Annotated in this window: 22 protein-coding genes and 1 tRNA gene; 16 read left to right on the forward strand and 7 right to left on the reverse strand. The window is 65.0% G+C overall.

What is annotated here, in order from left to right; translation table 11 throughout:
* Window positions 1-5 precede the first annotated feature (5 nt).
* Both MNOD_RS29675 and MNOD_RS48350 read right to left on the reverse strand, forming a co-directional pair.
* Window positions 6-422, reverse strand: a complete 417-nt coding sequence (locus MNOD_RS29675; protein ID WP_015932662.1) for a hypothetical protein — start codon at window positions 420-422, stop codon at window positions 6-8.
* Window positions 423-695: 273 nt separating this feature from the next.
* On the reverse strand, window positions 696-995 hold the full coding sequence (locus MNOD_RS48350; protein ID WP_015932663.1) for a hypothetical protein: 300 nt from the start codon (window positions 993-995) through the stop codon (window positions 696-698).
* A 72-nt stretch (window positions 996-1,067) separates the two neighbouring features.
* Here MNOD_RS48350 and MNOD_RS48355 point away from each other — a divergent pair, with 72 nt between their 5' ends.
* Window positions 1,068-1,397 carry a helix-turn-helix domain-containing protein gene (locus MNOD_RS48355; RefSeq protein WP_015932664.1) on the forward strand — a complete coding sequence of 110 codons (330 nt, stop codon included), beginning with the start codon at window positions 1,068-1,070 and terminating at the stop codon, window positions 1,395-1,397.
* Window positions 1,398-1,492: 95 nt separating this feature from the next.
* Here the strand turns inward: MNOD_RS48355 and MNOD_RS29690 are convergent, their stop codons facing one another.
* Window positions 1,493-1,909, reverse strand: a complete 417-nt coding sequence (locus MNOD_RS29690) for a hypothetical protein (protein WP_157091591.1) — start codon at window positions 1,907-1,909, stop codon at window positions 1,493-1,495.
* A 325-nt stretch (window positions 1,910-2,234) separates the two neighbouring features.
* Between MNOD_RS29690 and MNOD_RS29695 the strand changes: the two genes are divergently transcribed.
* From MNOD_RS29695 to MNOD_RS29750, 14 genes are all read left to right on the forward strand, one after another.
* Complete coding sequence (locus tag MNOD_RS29695) at window positions 2,235-2,633, forward strand: hypothetical protein (RefSeq protein WP_015932666.1); 399 nt, start codon at window positions 2,235-2,237, stop codon at window positions 2,631-2,633.
* 13 nt (window positions 2,634-2,646) lie between these two features.
* Window positions 2,647-2,988: a hypothetical protein gene (locus tag MNOD_RS29700; protein WP_015932667.1), complete on the forward strand. Its 342-nt coding sequence runs from the start codon at window positions 2,647-2,649 to the stop codon at window positions 2,986-2,988.
* Window positions 2,982-3,230 (forward strand): hypothetical protein, encoded by a 249-nt coding sequence (locus MNOD_RS29705; RefSeq protein WP_015932668.1) that lies wholly within the window; start codon window positions 2,982-2,984, stop codon window positions 3,228-3,230. The genes MNOD_RS29700 and MNOD_RS29705 overlap by 7 nt, the downstream gene beginning before the upstream one ends.
* Window positions 3,227-4,177, forward strand: coding sequence for a YqaJ viral recombinase family nuclease (locus tag MNOD_RS29710; protein ID WP_015932669.1), 951 nt, complete (start codon window positions 3,227-3,229; stop codon window positions 4,175-4,177). Before MNOD_RS29705 ends, MNOD_RS29710 begins: the two co-directional genes overlap by 4 nt.
* Entirely contained in the window at window positions 4,174-5,211 is a 1,038-nt protein-coding gene (locus MNOD_RS41840) for a recombinase RecT (protein WP_015932670.1), read from the forward strand. The genes MNOD_RS29710 and MNOD_RS41840 overlap by 4 nt, the downstream gene beginning before the upstream one ends.
* A gap of 3 nt (window positions 5,212-5,214) precedes the next feature.
* Window positions 5,215-5,697, forward strand: a complete 483-nt coding sequence (locus tag MNOD_RS29720) for a hypothetical protein (RefSeq protein ID WP_015932671.1) — start codon at window positions 5,215-5,217, stop codon at window positions 5,695-5,697.
* A complete protein-coding gene (locus MNOD_RS29725) occupies window positions 5,697-6,209 on the forward strand; it encodes a zinc-finger-containing protein (RefSeq protein WP_015932672.1) in 513 nt (170 codons plus the stop codon). Before MNOD_RS29720 ends, MNOD_RS29725 begins: the two co-directional genes overlap by 1 nt.
* Window positions 6,206-6,793 carry a winged helix-turn-helix domain-containing protein gene (locus MNOD_RS41845; RefSeq protein WP_015932673.1) on the forward strand — a complete coding sequence of 196 codons (588 nt, stop codon included), beginning with the start codon at window positions 6,206-6,208 and terminating at the stop codon, window positions 6,791-6,793. Before MNOD_RS29725 ends, MNOD_RS41845 begins: the two co-directional genes overlap by 4 nt.
* A 223-nt stretch (window positions 6,794-7,016) precedes the next feature.
* Entirely contained in the window at window positions 7,017-7,688 is a 672-nt protein-coding gene (locus MNOD_RS41850; RefSeq protein ID WP_050783427.1) for a hypothetical protein, read from the forward strand.
* A gap of 540 nt (window positions 7,689-8,228) precedes the next feature.
* A complete protein-coding gene (locus MNOD_RS29740; RefSeq protein WP_015932675.1) occupies window positions 8,229-8,435 on the forward strand; it encodes a hypothetical protein in 207 nt (68 codons plus the stop codon).
* A 189-nt stretch (window positions 8,436-8,624) separates the two neighbouring features.
* A complete protein-coding gene (locus MNOD_RS29745) occupies window positions 8,625-8,990 on the forward strand; it encodes a helix-turn-helix domain-containing protein (RefSeq protein ID WP_015932676.1) in 366 nt (121 codons plus the stop codon).
* 72 nt (window positions 8,991-9,062) lie between these two features.
* Entirely contained in the window at window positions 9,063-9,224 is a 162-nt protein-coding gene (locus MNOD_RS48360; RefSeq protein WP_015932677.1) for a hypothetical protein, read from the forward strand.
* Complete coding sequence (locus MNOD_RS44225; RefSeq protein ID WP_015932678.1) at window positions 9,221-9,466, forward strand: hypothetical protein; 246 nt, start codon at window positions 9,221-9,223, stop codon at window positions 9,464-9,466. The genes MNOD_RS48360 and MNOD_RS44225 overlap by 4 nt, the downstream gene beginning before the upstream one ends.
* Window positions 9,456-10,490 (forward strand): tyrosine-type recombinase/integrase, encoded by a 1,035-nt coding sequence (locus MNOD_RS29750; RefSeq protein WP_015932679.1) that lies wholly within the window; start codon window positions 9,456-9,458, stop codon window positions 10,488-10,490. Before MNOD_RS44225 ends, MNOD_RS29750 begins: the two co-directional genes overlap by 11 nt.
* A 104-nt stretch (window positions 10,491-10,594) precedes the next feature.
* Here the strand turns inward: MNOD_RS29750 and MNOD_RS29755 are convergent.
* Window positions 10,595-10,679 (reverse strand) — tRNA-Leu (locus MNOD_RS29755).
* A 125-nt stretch (window positions 10,680-10,804) separates the two neighbouring features.
* On the reverse strand, window positions 10,805-11,110 hold the full coding sequence (locus MNOD_RS29760) for a FliM/FliN family flagellar motor switch protein (protein ID WP_015932680.1): 306 nt from the start codon (window positions 11,108-11,110) through the stop codon (window positions 10,805-10,807).
* Between the two features lie 68 nt (window positions 11,111-11,178).
* On the opposite strand from MNOD_RS29760, the gene lipB reads away from it, so the two are divergent.
* The gene (gene lipB, locus MNOD_RS29765) at window positions 11,179-11,889 is read left to right on the forward strand and encodes a lipoyl(octanoyl) transferase LipB (protein ID WP_015932681.1); all 711 of its coding nucleotides are present in this window, start codon (window positions 11,179-11,181) and stop codon (window positions 11,887-11,889) included.
* A 436-nt stretch (window positions 11,890-12,325) separates the two neighbouring features.
* Here lipB and MNOD_RS44230 read toward each other — a convergent pair whose 3' ends face one another.
* Together MNOD_RS44230 and MNOD_RS47245 are read right to left on the reverse strand one after the other, a co-directional pair.
* On the reverse strand, window positions 12,326-14,860 hold the full coding sequence (locus MNOD_RS44230) for a glycosyltransferase (RefSeq protein ID WP_157091592.1): 2,535 nt from the start codon (window positions 14,858-14,860) through the stop codon (window positions 12,326-12,328).
* Between the two features lie 304 nt (window positions 14,861-15,164).
* Window positions 15,165-16,154 carry an O-fucosyltransferase family protein gene (locus MNOD_RS47245; protein WP_015932683.1) on the reverse strand — a complete coding sequence of 330 codons (990 nt, stop codon included), beginning with the start codon at window positions 16,152-16,154 and terminating at the stop codon, window positions 15,165-15,167.
* Between the last annotated feature and the right edge of the window lie 608 nt (window positions 16,155-16,762).

A 16,762-nucleotide genomic window follows, 5' to 3' on the forward strand; every position in this document is an offset into this window, starting at 1 on the left:
CGCTCTCAGTTCAAGGTCTTCTCGGACTTCCGGGTGGTCCGCTTGATGCCGCTCTGGATCGCCTCGGCGTTGGCGGCGGCCTGGGCAGCGCCAGCATCCTCGGCCGGCTGATCCGGCAGCTCGGCGGGCTTCGTCGCGAACATGTCCAGTTGCGCGTCGAAGTTGAGAACATCCCGGTAGAGGTCGAAGGCGCGCAGGAACGCCGTCAACTGCTCCGCCTCCATCCGGCGGCAGGACAGCGCCAGCTTGAACGCTTTGCGATGGATGCCGTGCGTTGCCTCAGCGTCCTTGATGAAGGCCCCGAAGTCGCCGCGCGCGTTATCCATCTCCGCTTTATGGCTATCCGCGCGCGAGAACAGGGTCTGAAGGACCTCTTTCGAGGTGATTGTTCCGGCAGAATCCTCGCGCATACGAGTTGCCATGGTGAAACTCCATGTTCATGTGCGGCCAAGGCCGCCGGACGAGGCCAAGTCGCACAGTTGACGGGCGACGTGGCCGAGAGCTAAATCGGGGATTGCCGACCGGGACTTGTGGTTGTCTCTGCAACCCAACTTTCACGGCGGCCGGTGGAAGGTACTGAGAACTACGAAAGACCAGAGAAGGGGGGCCGACGTGCGGTATGAGCGCACCGACCACACCAGGAAGACCCGGGGCCGAGCCGCCCGGCAGCCGATCGGCGCTGATGGCCGGGCCGATCACGCGACCCACTCCGCCGGGGCGCGGGACGCGACCGGCGCGGCCGCATCGAGGTCGCTGATCGCGCCGCCGATCTCCTCGGCGAAGCTCCAGAGCTCCGGGGGTGCGGTATGACCGGCGCGCTGCAGTCGCCTGATCATCGTCAGGTAGGTCTTGGCCGGAAACGCCGCCTGGGCGAGCCAGGCGTAGACGCTGTTCGGCTGCCCCCCGTAGCGGGCAGCCACGCGGGCCGCGCCGCCGAGGGCGTCGATCACGTCGCGATGGGTGGTGAAATGGGCCATGCCGGCCAGGATACCCATAAATTATGCTATGGGCAAGCCAGCAATCCCCTGGGTAGCGCAACCGGCACCCAAGAGAATACTACTCCCGGCATGGAGACGCCCAAAAAGACTCGCCCCGGACGAAAATCGCACGTCCGCCCCGAAGACGTGCGCGCCATTTCGGCCCGCCTTCGTGCCCTCCGCAAGACGACCGGATTAAGCCAGGAGAAATTCGCCGCCCGGTGCGGGCTCGGCTACAAGCAATGGGGCAATTTTGAAGCAGAGGAAGGCCGCATCGGCATCGACGCGGCGATTGCGCTGGTCAAGGAATTCGGCGTCACGCTCGACTGGATCTACCTCGGACACCCCTACCGGATGCCGGCCGAGCTGCTGGAGCAGATCCGCGCGGCAGCCGAACCTGAGGCCGCCGCCGGCAAGTGAGACCGGCGCGCGGTAGCCCCTGGCTTCACACCTTCGCGTGAGGAGAGGCAGTGGACCGTCAGACCGGGTCAGCGCCACCGCGGGCGGGATGAGTCCTAAGCGCCGGCCAGTCCCAACACCGCCGGCCCGCGCAGTCCCGTCTCGAACGGCGGGATGATCGCCTTCATATCATCCCGCGTCAGATAGTTGACGATGACGCGGGCGTGCCGCAGCACTTCCAATGACTCGTCCAGCTCGTCGGGCATCTGGGGCATGATCTGCTGGGCCAGCTCGGCGAGATCCGGGTCCGGCTTATATTCGACGGTGACCACCGCCTGCGGCGGCAGGGCGCGCCCCGGCCGGTGGTGCGGACATCGCGCGTAGTCCCGCTCATAGACCAACTGACGCACCACACAGAGCACCTGCAACGCCTCGCTGCGGTCGAGCGGCAGCTGTTGCGCGACCTGCAGGGCCAGGCGCTTGGCCGGGATCCCGAACGTCCGCGGCCACGTGCGCTCCCCGAGTCCAATCATCTCCGTCCACCCGTTTGGCATTTCCCCTCCTCTCCCGCCCTGCCGGCTCTCAAGGCCGGTCAGACTGGCGGAACGTATCTTGAACGACAAGACCGCTCACGGTCGGTTCGGCGGCGTTAGTCCCAAAAAATATGGGCGTATGGCTTGCCAATACCATATTTTGTGGGTAGCTTGAGGCGTTCCCGCTGGAGCGGCCCATGCAGCTTCTAGTCCCGATCCCGGCGCCTCCAACTCGCTGTCTGGTTGCCGGCCCGCCATGTCATAGGGCGCGCCCGGACGGGGCGCCACTCTTTTTAGTCACTATAATCGACCCGGGCTTCCATTGATGCCCGCCCCCACCCCCCTCATTCCCCAGAATACGCAGGCGCGGACCGCGGCCTCTCGCTTGAGAGAGGCTGTCGAAGCGGCCGCCGCGGCCGAACAGCGCCTCAACGACGCCACTTTAAGCCTGCTGGCCGGCTCGCCTGATCTTTCGGCGACGGGCAAAAGCCCCGAGCGCGTGATCCTGGAGCTGATCGCGGCCGTCTTCGTGGCGCGGCGGCGGATCGACGAGATCCGCTTCGAGCTGGTCGCCCCGGACGATCACCGCCTCGTCCCCAATGACGAGGACGACGTCGAGCGCGCCCACACGGCCCGCCTGCGCGCGCTCTTGGCCGAGCTCACGGCCTCTGCGCCGCCGCGCCTGACCGCGACGTGCCTGGGCCTGACTTCCGTCTCCCGCTGAAGGACTTTTTCCGATGCTGACCGTTGCTTGCGTCGTGGCTGGTCCCGGCGCGGATCCCGTCATCCATTCCGCCATGGGTTCCGCCCTGGGCTCCGTCACGGATCCCGGCATCGATGCCGGGATCATCCCGCTGCTCGGGCTGCCCCGGCCCGAGGTCAAGGGCGAGGCGCACGCCCTGCGCCTCGCCCTCATCCGCTCCCACTCGCGCCATGACGCGACGGCGCTCGATCTCGATGAGATCGCCGATCTGCTGCGCGGGGGCGAGATCGCCCCGGCGCTGGAGCGGATCGCCAGCCTGCGCGCCTTCGCGGCCGCCGCCGCCCAGGGCCTTGCTCCGGAGGCGCAGGGATGCTGACCGCGGACCAGCTCGCCGCGGCCCCCGTCCTGATCCTGGCCGCCGTGATGGCGGTCTCGGACAGCCTCCGCCTCTGGGCCCAGGAGCGGCCCCGCGCGGCCTCCCGCCCGCGGCGGACCCCCGTCCGCCGGGTCCTCAGCGCGTTCCTGCGGTCGGGCGCGGGGGGATTCGTAGAGCTGTCCCCGCTCGGCGACGCGCGGGGCAAGCGCGCCGCGGGCCAGCGCTGCGGGGGCGGCCGGTGAAGATCGAGCGCCACCGGATCAACCCGGCCAAGAATCGGACCGGCTGGCTCGCCCTGCGGGCCCAGGACATCACCGCCTCGGTCGCGGGCGCCATCCTCGGCGTCCACGAGTACACGACCCGCTTCGAGCTCCATGCGCTCAAGGCCGGGCACCTGTCCGAGGATCCGACCGAGACCCCGGCTATGCGCCGGGGCCGGCTCCTCGAGGATGACGCGCTGCAGATCCTCGCGGAGGATCGGCCGCACTGGCGCGTCACCCCGGCCAACAACGTCTACCTGCGCGCCCCCGAGCTGCGGATCGGCTGCACGCCGGACGCCTACGCGGTCGATCCCGAGCGGCCGGGGCGGGGCGTGATTCAGGTGAAGACAACGAGCGATGTCGTCTTCCGGCACAAGTGGCGGACCGAGGGCGGTGAGATCGAGCTGCCACTCTGGATCGCCGTCCAGGCGATCGTAGAGGCGAAGCTGACCAAAGCCGCCTGGGCGGCGGTGGCGCTCCTGGTGGTCGGGCACGGCCTCGATCTGCACGTGGTCGAGATCCCGCTGCACGCCGGGATCTGGGACCGCCTTGTCGAGGAGGTGCGCGCCTTCTGGCAGGGCATCGCGGACGGTGTGCCGCCGCCGGCCGACTACAGCCGCGACGGCAATGCGCTGGCCGCCCTCTACCCGCCGGATGATGGCCTGCCGGTGCTCGATCTCAGCGCCGATAACCGAGCCCCCGCCCTGGTCGATGAGCGTGCCGCGGCGGCCGCCGCGATCCGCGAGGCCGAGAAGCTGAAGAAGGCCCTCGATGCCGAGCTGGTCGAGAAGCTTGCCGGCCACACCCAGGCGACCCTCGGCGACGGTCGGACGGTCGTTCGCAAGACGATAGCCCGCGCCGCCTACAGCGTCGCGGCGACCTCCTTCCCGCAGATCACCATCCGCACTCCGCGAAAGGCAGCCGCATGACCGCTGGAGCCCTCACCCTGTCCGACGCCGAGCGCAAGGTCGCCGAGCGTATCGATCTAGCGGGCACCACCGCGCTCGCCGTCTCCGCGGAGCGCGGCGGCATCGCCTTCGCGAATGCCGAGCAGCTGATGAATTTCGCCAAGCTGATGGCCGTCAGCAACGCGGGCGTCCGCAAGCACCTGCGCGGGAATCCCGGCGCATGCCTCGCGATCGTCACGCAGGCGGTCGAGTGGGGGCTGAGCCCCTACGCGGTGGCGAACAAGTCGTACTTCGTGAACGACCAGATCGCCTACGAGTCCCAGCTGGTCCAGGCGGTGATCCTGAAGCGCGCGCCAATCAAGGGCCGCATCCGGTTCGAGTACACGGGCGAGGGCGATAGCCGCGTCTGCCGCGCCTGGGCGCGGCTCGCGGACGAGCCGGACGAGATCGTGGAGTACGTCTCGCCGTCGCTGGCGAAGATCACCCCGAAGAATAGCCCCCTCTGGAAGACCGACCCCGACCAGCAGCTGTCCTACTACTGCGGCCGGGCGCTCTGCCGGCGCCATTTCCCCGACGTGCTGCTCGGCGTCTACGCCGAGGACGAGATCGAGGCGATCCCGGCCCGCGGCCCGGAGATGGCGCGGGACGTGACGCCCCGCGGGCTGGGGGCGAAGCTCGACGCGCTGGCGGCCGGCCCGAAGGCGTCCCCACCGCGCCCCGCGGCCGAGGTCGTGGAGGCCTTCGATCCGCCGCCCGTCGAGCGCCACGACGCGGACGCCGATCCCGGCTCGGATGATGACGACTTCCCGGGTGACACGCCTGTCACCCCTGTGGCCGAGCGGGAGCCCGGCGCGGACGAAGAGACCGACGAGGAGGATGGTGAGGAGAAGTTCCTGGGCGACCCCGAGCACCCCGACTTCCAGGCGGGGGCGCTGGCCAAGCGGCGCGGCCACCGCCGGCGCTGCCTGAACCAGTCGATCGCGGGCGATCCCGAGCGCCTGTCCCGCTGGTACGCGGGCTACGACAGCGCCCCGGCGACCGACGGGGAGGGCTGAGCGATGCGGGCCCTTCCCATCACCATCACCGCCGATAGCGACAGGCACTTCTACCTCGCCGTCGGCAGCGGCGAGAGCGTCCAGCGCGCCCATGGCCTCTGCTGGGATGAGCTGATCGGTTTGGTCGGCGCGCTGACCCACCCCGAGGTCCGGTCCGTCCCGTACGGGATCAGCAAGGTCCGCGCGGTGGCCCCGCCGGACCCGGAGCCGAACACCGCCCAGCCCTGCGTCCCGCGGCGCGAGGAGCCGGCGGCACCGCCAGCACCAGAGCCGATGGCAACGATCCGCATCCCGCTCGATCAGGCCGAGGGGCTGTCGTCCGGCATGGCCGACCTGCTGTGCTGGGCGGCCGGCTTCCGGGCCGCGCTGGGTGATGACCTCGATCGCTTGCCCATGGGCATCGAGCAGACGCGCGAGACCCGCCGCTACCTCATGGACGCGATCGCCAAGGCCAACGGCGCCGAGCCCGAGGAGCTTCCGTTCTGATGCGCGCGCCTCTCTGCTGCGGGGCGCCCGCGCGCCTCACGACCGGGGCGGAAATCTACCCCCACCGCGTCAATCTCACCCGCACCCCGTTCTGGCGGTGCGACACCTGCCAGGGGCACGTCGGCTGCCACGGGGGCACCCACCAGCACCTCGGCACCCCCGCCACCGCCGAGGTGCGCGCCGCCCGCAAGGCGGTGCATCAGGTGCTCGACCCGCTCTGGATGGATGCCTGGTGCATCCGCGCCTACGTCGGGTGCCCGAGGCGCGCCCGCCGCCGGATCCAAGTCCTGGCCCGGCAGCGGCTCTACGCCTACCTCGCGCACCACCTCGGCCTCCCGCGCGAGGAGTGCCACGTCGGCCTGTTCGACCTCGCGCGCTGCCCCGACGCCCTCGCAGTGCTGGACGGCCTCACCTCCGGCGCCGTCCGCGCCTGGGCGCAGCCGATCGAGGCCGCGGCCCGCGCGGCCGGGAAGCCCAGGCCGCTCCGCGAGCGCGGGAGGGCCGCGGCATGATGCAGGCCGAGCACGCCACCGAGCTGCGCGCGCTGCGCCGCGCCCTGGCCGAGAAGGAGGCCGAGCTCGCCGAGCTGCGGCGGGCCCTGACCGGCTCCCTGACCACGCCCCGCGCGTGGGGGCTCACCGCCACCGAGGAGCGCCTGCTGCTCGCCCTGCGGCGCGGCACCCTGATGAGCCGCGACGCGCTGATGACCGCCGTCTACCAGCTGGCCGAGGACGAGCCGTCCGAAGGCGTCCTCGACGTGATGATCAGCAAGCTGCGGCGGAAGCTCGCCCGGCGCGCGGCCGGCATCCACATCGAGACCGCCTGGGGGCGGGGGTGGCAGCTGGCTCCCGAGAGCGCGCGGAGGCTCGCCCGGATCCTCGATCCGAGCCTCCCCGACTACCGCAAGCCGAGGGCCCGGCGGTTCTTCTGGCCGGAGCCCGCGGTCACCCGGCTGGTCGAACTGTGGAAGGGGGGCCGGACCTCCCCGCAGATCACGAAGATCCTGGCCCAGGAGGGCCTGTGCCGGGTCTCGCGCTGCGCGGTGATCGCCAAGCTCCACCGCCTCGGTCTGCTGGGGGAGGGCCGCCATGGATGAGCCCTGCCACTGCCTGACCTGTCGCCTGCTCGCCGTCCTCGCCGAGGCCCCGCCAGCCATGCCGGACGACGTGCTGGAGGCCCTGGCGAGGCCGTGGGCATCACGCTCGCCACGGTCGAGGACGCCCGCACCCCGCGCATCACCGCCGTCCTCGTGCGGTCCCGCGACTGCAAACGCGCGCAAATCCGCGACGCGGGCGGACTGTACTAATCTGGGGGATACGATGTCTAATCGGAGATCGTTCAAGGAGAGTCCGGTCCGTGAGGACGGGAAGACTGTCTTTCGCTATCAGCTGACCTGCGGCGAATGCGGCCATGTTGGCTCGCTGAGCCGTCAGAACTTCGGGCCTGAGCGGGCCTCCGATCTCGTCCCGCGGAAATTCGAGCAGCTGGGCTGGCGTGTGGGCCGGGCCCACGATGGCCACAGCGACCGCTGCCCGACGTGCCGCGGCAAGGCCGAGCCGGCCGGCAAGCCGCAGCTGCGGGTGGTCGATCCCAAGACGGAGGAGACCCTGCCGGCCCAGCCGGCAGCACGCGGTGAGCCGCCCCGGGAGATGGGCCGCGACGATCGCCGCCTGATCTTTGCGAAATTGAACGACGTCTACGTGGACGAGGTCGCCGGCTACGCGATGGGCTGGACGGACGGCCGGGTCGCCACGGACCTCGGGGTGCCGTGCGCCTGGGTCACCGCGATCCGCGCGGAGATGTTCGGGCCCGGTGTGTCCGCCGAGATGACGCAGTTCCTCGGCGAGGCCAAGGCGCTGCGCGCGGAGCTCGATCAGCTGCGGCCCGCCGCCGAGGCGATGGCCGGCAAGGTCGAGGCGCTCGAACAGCGGCTCGCGGCGATCGAGGGCACGGCCCACCGCATCCAGACCGAACTGGCGGGAGCCGCCTGATGCCCCTCCACTCCGGCGGGGTGCCGGTCCCCTCCACCGCGTCGTGGAGCGCCGAGGAGGTGTTCCGCGTCGATCACTGCCCCCAGGCCGGGGGCTTGGCGATCTGTCAGGAGGTCGCCCCCGGGCGGGGCAAGCCGCGCTTCGGTACGCCGCACAGCCAGCGCCAGCGCGAGGCGATCGCCCGCGACCTGTGCGACCTCTGCGCCCGGCCGCTGCGCAACCGGACCAAGGTGTCCCTGTCGCACGCCCAGGCCCGGGTGGGTGCGGATGGCCCCTGCGTGATGCAGGTCGAACCGCTGCTGCATCGGGAATGCGCACTGGCCTCCGTCGAGCACTGCCCGTCGCTCAAGCGGGACATCCGCGAGGGCCGCCTGATGGTCCGGCAGGTCCACGGTATCGGACCCAGCTGGCGATCCTCGCCCCCGAGAGCATCGGCGAGTACGTGCCCGGCTACGTTGCGGACCCCACTGCCCGGATCGCCGGCCACGCGAAGGTCGAGCTGGCCGCCTGGACCGGCCGGAACGAGGGCTGGTTGCGGCGATGATCGGGACCGTCCTCGTCGGCGCGATCGGCTACGGCGCCGCCATCCTGTTCACCCTGATCGGGCTCCGCTGCTTTCGCACCACGGCCCGGTACGCCCCCACCAGCCAGGAGGCGTTCCACGCGCTCCTGGCCTGCGGGATGTTCCTCGCGCTCGCGCTGGGCGCGGCGGGGTCCACGCGCTGGATCCTCGGAGCCGCGCTGTGACGCCGCGCCTCTCCGTCCGCATCGACGCGGACTGCCCGCCCGACGAGCGCTTCCCCGCTCGGGTCCCGAACGGCAGCTCCACCAGCCTCAAAGGCAACGACCTCGTCGAGGTGCGCGCCCGCGCCGCCTGCGCCGCCGACCTTCCCCAGCCCCGCTGCGCCCGCTGCACCCCGACCAAGGACCCCGCCGATGCCGAAGATCACGACCGACGTCGATCGCGCCGTGGGCGCCCGGATTACCACCCTGCGCAAGGCCAAGGGCCTGAGCCAGACCGCCCTCGGCGCCGCGATCGGCGTCACCTTCCAGCAGGTCCAGAAGTACGAGAAGGGCGTGAACCGCGTCGGCGCGAGCCGGCTGCGCGAGTCGGCGCGCGTGCTCGACGTACCGGTCGCCGCCCTGTTCGGAACCGAGGAGAGTCAGGCGGGCGATGGCGAGATCTTCGGCCTGCTGACGATGGCCGGCGCCGTGGATCTGCTGCGCGCCTACGAGGCCATGTCGCCTGAGCGGCGCCGCGCCCTCCTCACCCTGCTCACCGCCGTGGAAGGGTCGCACTGATGGACCGCGGGCACGCACGGGTCAGCGACGATGTGCCGCTCGCCGTGTGGCGCAAAGGGGGGAGGGCCGGTCGTGAGCACCTTCGACGCCATCCTGCTCGGCCTGATCGCGCTCGCCGTCCTGTTCGCCTTCACGCGCTACGGCTGGCGGGCCGTGCACGGGCTGGGCTGCGGCCTCGGCCTGATCGGGCTCGCGCTGGCGAACCTCAGGCGTGACAGAGGGGAGGGGCGATGACCACGCTTCCGCTCGGCCTCGTCCCGCGCGGCCTCACCCGCGAGCAGGCCGCGGAATACTGCGGGTGCGAATCGCTTCAGGCTTTCGATGATTGGGTGCGAAAGAGGATCGTCCCCGGTCCAATTCCCGGCACCAAGAGGTGGGATCGCAAGGCAATCGATCGTGCGCTTGATCGGCATTCGGGACTCACTGAAGTTACGTCGTTATCTTGGGAAGAATGGGCGGCGCAGCATGCGGATTAAGCTCAAGGGTATCAACGAGGTCCGCAAGAAACTCGCGACTGGTGAGATCGCGACCTATTATTACCATCGCCCCACAGGCATCCGCCTTGTCGGAGAGCCGGGGACGCCCGAATTCCTTGCTTCGTTCCAGGCAGCCGCCAAGTCGATGACGCAAACGCATGGAGCGGGCACGGTTGCTTGGCTAATTCGCCAATACTGCGACTCCCCACAGTGGAAGAAGCTTGCAGCATCGACGCAGGAGATCGGCCGCCTGAACCTAAAGGCAGTTGAAGACAAATGGGGTGCGACGCCTCTGGAACACGCGCAGAGCCAGCGCACCCGGCCTCTCTATCTGCGCTGGCATGATAAGATGGCTGCCACGCACCCACGTGCAGCGGATGCCAAGCTGTCGGCACTGGCTCGCGTGCTGTCCTGGGGTGTGGATCGCGGCCTCATCACGAACAACCCGGTCGCCACTTTCGAGCGCGCCTATAAGGCCGACCGTGCCGAGAAAATTTGGCTGCCCGAGCACGTGGCCGCCTTCAACAAGGCCGCGTCACCCGAATTGCGCCTCGCGCTCCTATTGGCGCTCCACACCGGCCAGCGCCAGGGCGACCTCTTGCAGTTGCCGTGGTCCGGCTACGACGGCACCGCCGTGAGCCTTCGGCAGGGGAAGTCCGGTCGCAAGGTCTGGATTCCGGCAACGCGGGCCTTGCGTGCCGAGCTCGACGCCGCACCTCGTCGCGCCGTGACGATCCTGACGAAGCCGGACGGGGAGAGTTGGACGAAGGACGCCTTCACGTGGGCGTGGGGGCGTGCGTTCGAGGCGTCGGAGATCAAGGACGACCTGCACTTCCACGATCTGCGCGGAACGGCGGTGACCATGCTGTCCGAGGTGGGATCGACGCCGCAGGAGATCGCGACCATCACGGGCCACACGGTGGCCTCCGTGAATCGCATCCTTGAGACCTATCTGGCGAGGACCAGAACGCTCGCTGAGAGCGCGATCATCAAGCTCGATCAGCACCGCCGGAATGCGTGCTGAGAGAACCGAGGGTGATCAGAATTTGCAAACCAGGCTGCAAACTGGCGGTTGGCGTGTTCGCCTTCACCTGTGCCCTCATCCGAAAATCCTCAATGGGATCAGGATGGTGCGGCCGAGAGGACTCGAACCTCCACTGGTTGCCCAACTAGCACCTCAAGCTAGCGCGTCTACCAATTCCGCCACGGCCGCGGAGTGCTTCCTCGTCGGCGGAGCCGGCGGAGCGGGGGTGAAACCCGTCGAAGCGCGGCGCAGCCAATAGCAGATCGATTCCGGGGTCACAAGCGCCAAGCGCGGAAAATCTCGCGGGCGCCGTCTCAGGGCAGGTCGGGCGCGGCGCTCAAGGAAGCGGCCGCCCCGTCGCCCACGCGCACGCCCGGCTCGCGCACCACCTCGGCCTTCCGGATCAGTTCGGTCACCTCCACGGAGATGCGGTTGCCCGTCACCACGATCTGCCCGCGGGCGATCGGGTGGTCGTTGGCCAGAATTTCGACCATATCTGTGTCGGTCGCATCGAGTTCGATCACGGCGCCGCGGCCCATGCGCAGCAGCATGTGGATCGGCATCCGGGTCCGGCCGAGGACGACCGTGAGATCCACCTTGAGGTCTTCGAGAACCGCCACGTGCCCCGCCTCTCCCCACGCCGCCTCGCCCGGCCCTTCGCCGAGCTTTTCGCCACCATGGTGAAGCCTTGGTAAACGACCGCCTCGCCGTCGCCCCGAACACCCTGCTGCCGCGCCCCGGCGCGCCTCCTGTCGAGTGGGTCGTGACGGAGGGCCCGACCGACTACCGCACGGCCGAGGCCGCCATGGAGGCGCAGGTCGCCGCCATCGCCCGGGGCGAGGCGCGCGAGCGGGTCTGGCTCGTGGAGCACCCGCCGCTCTACACGGCCGGCACCTCGGCGCGGGAGGCGGATCTGGTGGCGCCGGAGCGCTTCCCCGTCCATCGCACGGGGCGGGGCGGGCAGTTCACCTATCACGGCCCCGGCCAGCGCGTGGCCTATGTGATGCTGGACCTCAACCGGCGCCGGCCCGACCTGCGGCGCTATGTGGCCGCCCTCGAAACCTGGCTGATCGCCACCCTCGACGCCTTCACGGTCCGGGGGGAGCGGCGGGAGGACCGGGTCGGGGTCTGGGTGCGCCGGCCCGAGAAAGGGGAGGGGGTCGAGGACAAGATCGCGGCGATCGGCATCCGGGTGCGGCGCTGGGTGACCTTCCACGGCATCAGCCTGAACGTCGAGCCGGACCTGACGCATTTCGACGGCATCGTGCCCTGCGGCGTGCGCGGGCACGGGGTGACGAGCCTCGTCGATCTCGGCCGGCCGGTGAGCATGGCAGAGGTCGACGCGGTGCTGCGCGCCCGCTTCGAGGACGTGTTCGGGGAGACGGTGCTGGGTTCGTAGCCCGCTTTGCGGCACTGTGTCCGGACTGCCACGCCGGAGATCCGGCTCCGCCGAGCGCCATGCCTTGCGCCCGATGGCACGCCGCGGGGGCTCAGCCAGTTCCGAGCGAATTTGGCTTTGTTCCGCCAAAATGTCCGGCCGAGCGACGCTTGGGGTTGCCCTCGAATGCGCGAGGCCGGAGCCCGCCGGCCTGCCGATGCGTCATGGTGCTTCACCGGAGATGGTGCAGCTGACGCCCGCCGACGTGCAAGACTCATCCGGTGCCCAGGCGATTGCCACCCGCGCCAATTCTCAAAACCGGCTCCGAGTATAGGCAACCGTACAGGTTTTAAGACCGATTGATGTCCGCTGGCGAAGTGACGACAGGCCGTAGGGGTGTTACCGGCCTTAAGCGGAACACCCCGCAGTTAAGGTTGGAGCGAGCTTCTTTACGCCTTTAGCTCCGATTCGGTTTCGGCTCAAGCGACGCCAATTCATAGTAATCTGAGATTATATCCGGATACGAAACATGTTCGACAACCTGAGTGCGAGGATGATCACTCATGCACGCAGACACGAGCTCCTGCAGAATCTTATCTACATCACGCATATACTCGACTGGAATCAACCATCCACACTCCGCTCTGCGGAGCCGCTCACCGATTGCGCCGAAGTCAAATGCAACTGGTATAACACCGGACGAGAGAGCTGCGGTCAGGGTGTAGGAAAACGTCTCGGGCCAAGTGGCAGGGAACCAAATTGCATCAGCTCTCAAATCAGCAATGATAGACAAAAGGTCATTGTCGTTATACCGACCAAGTATGCTAACATTTTCATAAGAAAGCAGTTCCTCGTCCCTATCAGTATATCCAACTACACTGAATCGGATAGGTAGCCCCAACTCCCGCGCCCTTAAGGCGCATTCGAGCAGCAAACTAGAACCCTTGTGCGGGCCTAAGGCCCCAAGCAACGCAATGTGGCAGGTTGATGACCCACCCACTTTGGTTTCGACCCGATTAAGCTCCGGCAGGAATTGTGAAAAGTTAGCAGGAACCGTATGTGGACGGACCGCAACTGATATTTTCGGGAAGTGACGTACTATGCGGCTGGCTGCGTCACCAGAAGGGACATAGATTTTCCGAGCGCTCGCGAGAAAGCGTTCGAAGCGATCACGCCACTCCCAAACAACCGGCATCCCGAAATCTGACCCACGGCTCGAAATGCACGCCTGACAGGAGGTCGGATCCGGTTCGCCACAGTAAAAACCGTTTTCATCCACCAGAGTAATGCGAGGGCAGTACGCCATATAGTCATGCAACGTGACATCGTACTGAACTCCGGCTAAATCCGCTGCCAATCTCAAGTAGTCAGTAAATTTCTCCTTAAATCCGGCAAGATGGTGAACATGAATGAGGCCCACATCCAAGAGAGCAAGCGCGTCCGCGAACTCGGACGGATGGTTCGCAAGATCAAAAGTACCGAGATTTGGAACCTCGCTCAATGGTGGTATGCTCAGCTGGATCTTCCAATCGTTGCTGGGGCTCGGCTGCGCAAAGATCACCGAAACGCCCGACTCATGTAACTGGCAGGTCATATCCTGCACGTGGCGTTCAGTTCCTCCTCCCCGATTGTGCAGCACGAACATTACGGTGCCGCGGGAATTACGGGCAAACCGACGTCTGAAGCGCGCAAGATCCACATTGCGGCGCCACTGATACGCCGGATCAGCAGCTATGAATCGAAACACTTCCGCAAGGTAGCCCGGATGCAGCCGCTCAACGGTTGCAATTGCATGCTCAACGCGACTGCGTTTACTGGCTCCGAACGAAGTGCCACCGTAATGCCGAACAAACACGTCGGCAGCCAACACATTCCGCATGCCGACAGCAATGGCGCGCCGGCACAGATCGTTTTCCTCCCCATAGCCGGCACCAAAATTCACGTAATCAAGCAAACCCACCACATCAAGACAATCCCGCCGAATGTACATACAAAAACCGACACCGGTTGGGATTTCCACCTCACCATTTGCGTTCACGACCGCCATCAGAGAGTCGAGTTCCGCATCGGAAACTTCAAGGCCTCTCCAGTTATTTCTAATGAAATGCGGGTAGCTGCAGATCTCGGCGTTATTCGAGAAGGGGGTGACCGTCGCGGTCATTGGATGCCGATAGGCAGCCCTTCGCATCCTATCTAACCAGTAATCATACACCTCGGTATCTGAGTTCAATAGAACGACGTCCCGATCCGGGTGCTCCAAAATTCCCAAATTGCAGGCTTGGACAAAGCCGCAATTACGAACTGTGCGCTTGAGATGGATCATGTTGCGGCTTGCGAGCCATTGGAGCCGTTCACGAATGGCAGGCTCTGGCGTATGATCATCCACCGCGACAACACAGAAAGGCGATTCTGATTTGGCTGATAAAACGCTGTAGAGGCAGCGAAGCGTTTCCTCTACCCCTTTGTAAATCGGGATAATTACATCCGTAATGTCACTCGATAGATAATTTGAAACCTTTTCTGCAAATCCATACTCAAGATCAGCCCACTCTGCGTCGCTCGGTGCCCGCGGTAATGGCACATATATCTTGCTTACTTCTCGATTGTGAGGTGGGGCAATCTTTCGGCCTTCTGAGCTGCCGAAAGTGACATAGTGAACCAGTGGGTTCACACGCGCGTCGCGCACGTCTTCATGTGCTTCTAGATAGGCCGCCGTGCTGAAGCGTCTGCTCGGATTGAGATTCGCCTCCCAGCCATACTGAATATAATGCGCGATTAGATCTTTCTCGTCGCGCAGATCAATATCAACTTGCGACAGGTAATATTGCGCGTCGAAGAGACCGCTCTCCGCAATAGCTGCAGCCTGATCAGCTAGTGATGTTGCTGCCATATCGTACGACATAATGTTCGCTGCTCCGGTCTGGCTTCTGGATACATCCAATATGGGGTCAATTTCAGGCGCAATTTCGGAGATATTATGTTCTGTCAGCAACTTCGGCTGCTTCGGCTGTATAGACTGCTATGATAACGCAGGACTTGCGCTGCCCCTCAGCCTCCAAGTGCTGTCCAAGCGGTTTCGTCGCGCGGGAGCTACCCGTAGGGGCAATCCCATATATGACAGTCGCGTAGCGCGGTTATCTGCCTAGGGCGTATCTGCAAACTGCCGATCTGTCGTCAGGAGCCAGCTTCTCGCCGACTTCGGGACGCAATCGGCGGCTCTTCGGCAGGGTGTGTTGTGCGCCACACGGGAGAAAGCTCCATGTTTCCTTTATCCAGTCCGAGTGTGCAGACACGCCCTAAGGCACACTGTCCCTTGGCTTGCAGGCGTCGTCAGGCGTTATCTGAGTTCCGAAGTCGGTCCTTTTCCCGAGCAACTCACCAGGTTTGTCGTAAACATAATCTCCTCCTCCACAACATGTCATCCTGGCAAATCGCTCGAAGCTCACTTGGTTCGAGAAAGTTGATCTGCTCAATCCAACGAAATTTTGCGCTCTTACCGCCAGCTCGAAGTCAATCAGAGATGTTGTGAGAGCAGGCAGCTTCTCGAACACAGAGTGTGGTATAATGTCCGATTTCCAAATAGTATTAATACCAGTCTGAGCAATTATCTCCTCTTTGATTACACTCTTTGGGGCAAAAATATATTTTTCGTCGCAAACCACAAACACGTCTTCACCTTGCGTAAGACCAGATTTCTTGATTTTGCTGATAATTTTATCCGCTGTAATGTAATAATCCTCTGTATCTCCGAGACTGGGCCTTAGATTGGCATTACAGTAGTGAAACCAGTCCTCCTCAATGCGCAGCTGTGCAACTGTGCGAATTCCTCTTTTTACAAAAATCTCATTGCATAAACTGTAAAATACAAAGCTCGAAGTTACGCGAGGTATCAGGGATCGAAATAGATCGGATGCAACATCATTGTATGCTTCTAACGGTCGCGCCAGCAAATTGCCTTTATGTATGCACCCGCAACCAAAATAATTCCAGCCACACCGGTCATGCCGATCATGATAGTTCTCGTGCTCAACATTTGGGCGAGCTGCTATCTTGAGCTTCCAGCGCTCCACAAAGGAGCAAAACTGATCTTCCCAAAACACGCTTGTGAACGGCTCCTGGAATGTGGTCTTCTTATGCTGATCGTAACTGTTAATATTCGGAAGATATATTGTGCGTTCGTCGTCGGAGTTCTGCCCGACAGCCGTAGAGACAAGGCCCAGTAGCGCAAGTTTCTGGTTGCTGATTCCGCCGTCGTTGTAGTCATACCCGAGTACCTTATTGCTCATCAGCGTCCCTCACAGTCAGTACACGAGCACCCGAAGCGTTGCGCAGTTCGGCTAAGGACCCTTCGTTTATCGAGTTAAGGTGGCCTTACTCGCTAACGGATCCAGTTGTACGCTTTCGCTTTCCTACTCAGCCACGTTGGACTGAAAATTTGGATCCGCAGCGAGTTTGAATCCGACATCGACATTCAAAAATGTATGCCTTTTAAGCATCCTTATTTCCAAAATAGCGCTTCGCGTTGATTATCCGAGAAATTTTGTTCAAACTTTCAGCGCGCATCTTTTCACCTCAGCCGGCCTTGGCAGCATCACGGTTCAATATTGGTGGCCGCATCTAACATGGAACGTGGTGGGGTGGAATCCCGTCGCGGTGCTTATCGTCGCCTGACGCGCGGGCTACCGCATCGGCGTCGCACCAGCCGATGTGGTTGTACTCTTCTCGGCGAACGAGGCTGCTCGAAGGGCTTGCCAACTGGGGTGCGATTTGGTGGCGCAAGCGTCGCCCCCTGCGCTCAGCCTCCTCCGTCGACAGGCGTGCCAGCATCATCAGAGCCGTGGAGGCACGCCCCGTGCTGACTCCGCCGCACGCTTCGGCATGGATCACCCCGGTG

It is taken from the genome of Methylobacterium nodulans ORS 2060 (assembly GCF_000022085.1).
In the GTDB taxonomy this organism is placed as follows: domain Bacteria; phylum Pseudomonadota; class Alphaproteobacteria; order Rhizobiales; family Beijerinckiaceae; genus Methylobacterium; species Methylobacterium nodulans.

Bases quoted from the DNA above. Each gene is read 5' to 3' on its own strand.
- MNOD_RS29675 (WP_015932662.1), bottom strand. From the start codon at position 422: ATGGCAACTCGTATGCGCGAGGATTCTGCCGGAACAATCACCTCGAAA.
- MNOD_RS48350 (WP_015932663.1), bottom strand. From the start codon at position 995: ATGGGTATCCTGGCCGGCATGGCCCATTTCACCACCCATCGCGACGTG.
- MNOD_RS48355 (WP_015932664.1), top strand. From the start codon at position 1,068: ATGGAGACGCCCAAAAAGACTCGCCCCGGACGAAAATCGCACGTCCGC.
- MNOD_RS29690 (WP_157091591.1), bottom strand. From the start codon at position 1,909: ATGATTGGACTCGGGGAGCGCACGTGGCCGCGGACGTTCGGGATCCCG.
- MNOD_RS29695 (WP_015932666.1), top strand. From the start codon at position 2,235: ATGCCCGCCCCCACCCCCCTCATTCCCCAGAATACGCAGGCGCGGACC.
- MNOD_RS29700 (WP_015932667.1), top strand. From the start codon at position 2,647: ATGCTGACCGTTGCTTGCGTCGTGGCTGGTCCCGGCGCGGATCCCGTC.
- MNOD_RS29705 (WP_015932668.1), top strand. From the start codon at position 2,982: ATGCTGACCGCGGACCAGCTCGCCGCGGCCCCCGTCCTGATCCTGGCC.
- MNOD_RS41840 (WP_015932670.1), top strand. From the start codon at position 4,174: ATGACCGCTGGAGCCCTCACCCTGTCCGACGCCGAGCGCAAGGTCGCC.
- MNOD_RS29720 (WP_015932671.1), top strand. From the start codon at position 5,215: ATGCGGGCCCTTCCCATCACCATCACCGCCGATAGCGACAGGCACTTC.
- MNOD_RS29725 (WP_015932672.1), top strand. From the start codon at position 5,697: ATGCGCGCGCCTCTCTGCTGCGGGGCGCCCGCGCGCCTCACGACCGGG.
- MNOD_RS41845 (WP_015932673.1), top strand. From the start codon at position 6,206: ATGATGCAGGCCGAGCACGCCACCGAGCTGCGCGCGCTGCGCCGCGCC.
- MNOD_RS41850 (WP_050783427.1), top strand. From the start codon at position 7,017: ATGTCTAATCGGAGATCGTTCAAGGAGAGTCCGGTCCGTGAGGACGGG.
- MNOD_RS29740 (WP_015932675.1), top strand. From the start codon at position 8,229: ATGATCGGGACCGTCCTCGTCGGCGCGATCGGCTACGGCGCCGCCATC.
- MNOD_RS29745 (WP_015932676.1), top strand. From the start codon at position 8,625: ATGCCGAAGATCACGACCGACGTCGATCGCGCCGTGGGCGCCCGGATT.
- MNOD_RS44225 (WP_015932678.1), top strand. From the start codon at position 9,221: ATGACCACGCTTCCGCTCGGCCTCGTCCCGCGCGGCCTCACCCGCGAG.
- MNOD_RS29750 (WP_015932679.1), top strand. From the start codon at position 9,456: ATGCGGATTAAGCTCAAGGGTATCAACGAGGTCCGCAAGAAACTCGCG.
- MNOD_RS47245 (WP_015932683.1), bottom strand. From the start codon at position 16,154: ATGAGCAATAAGGTACTCGGGTATGACTACAACGACGGCGGAATCAGC.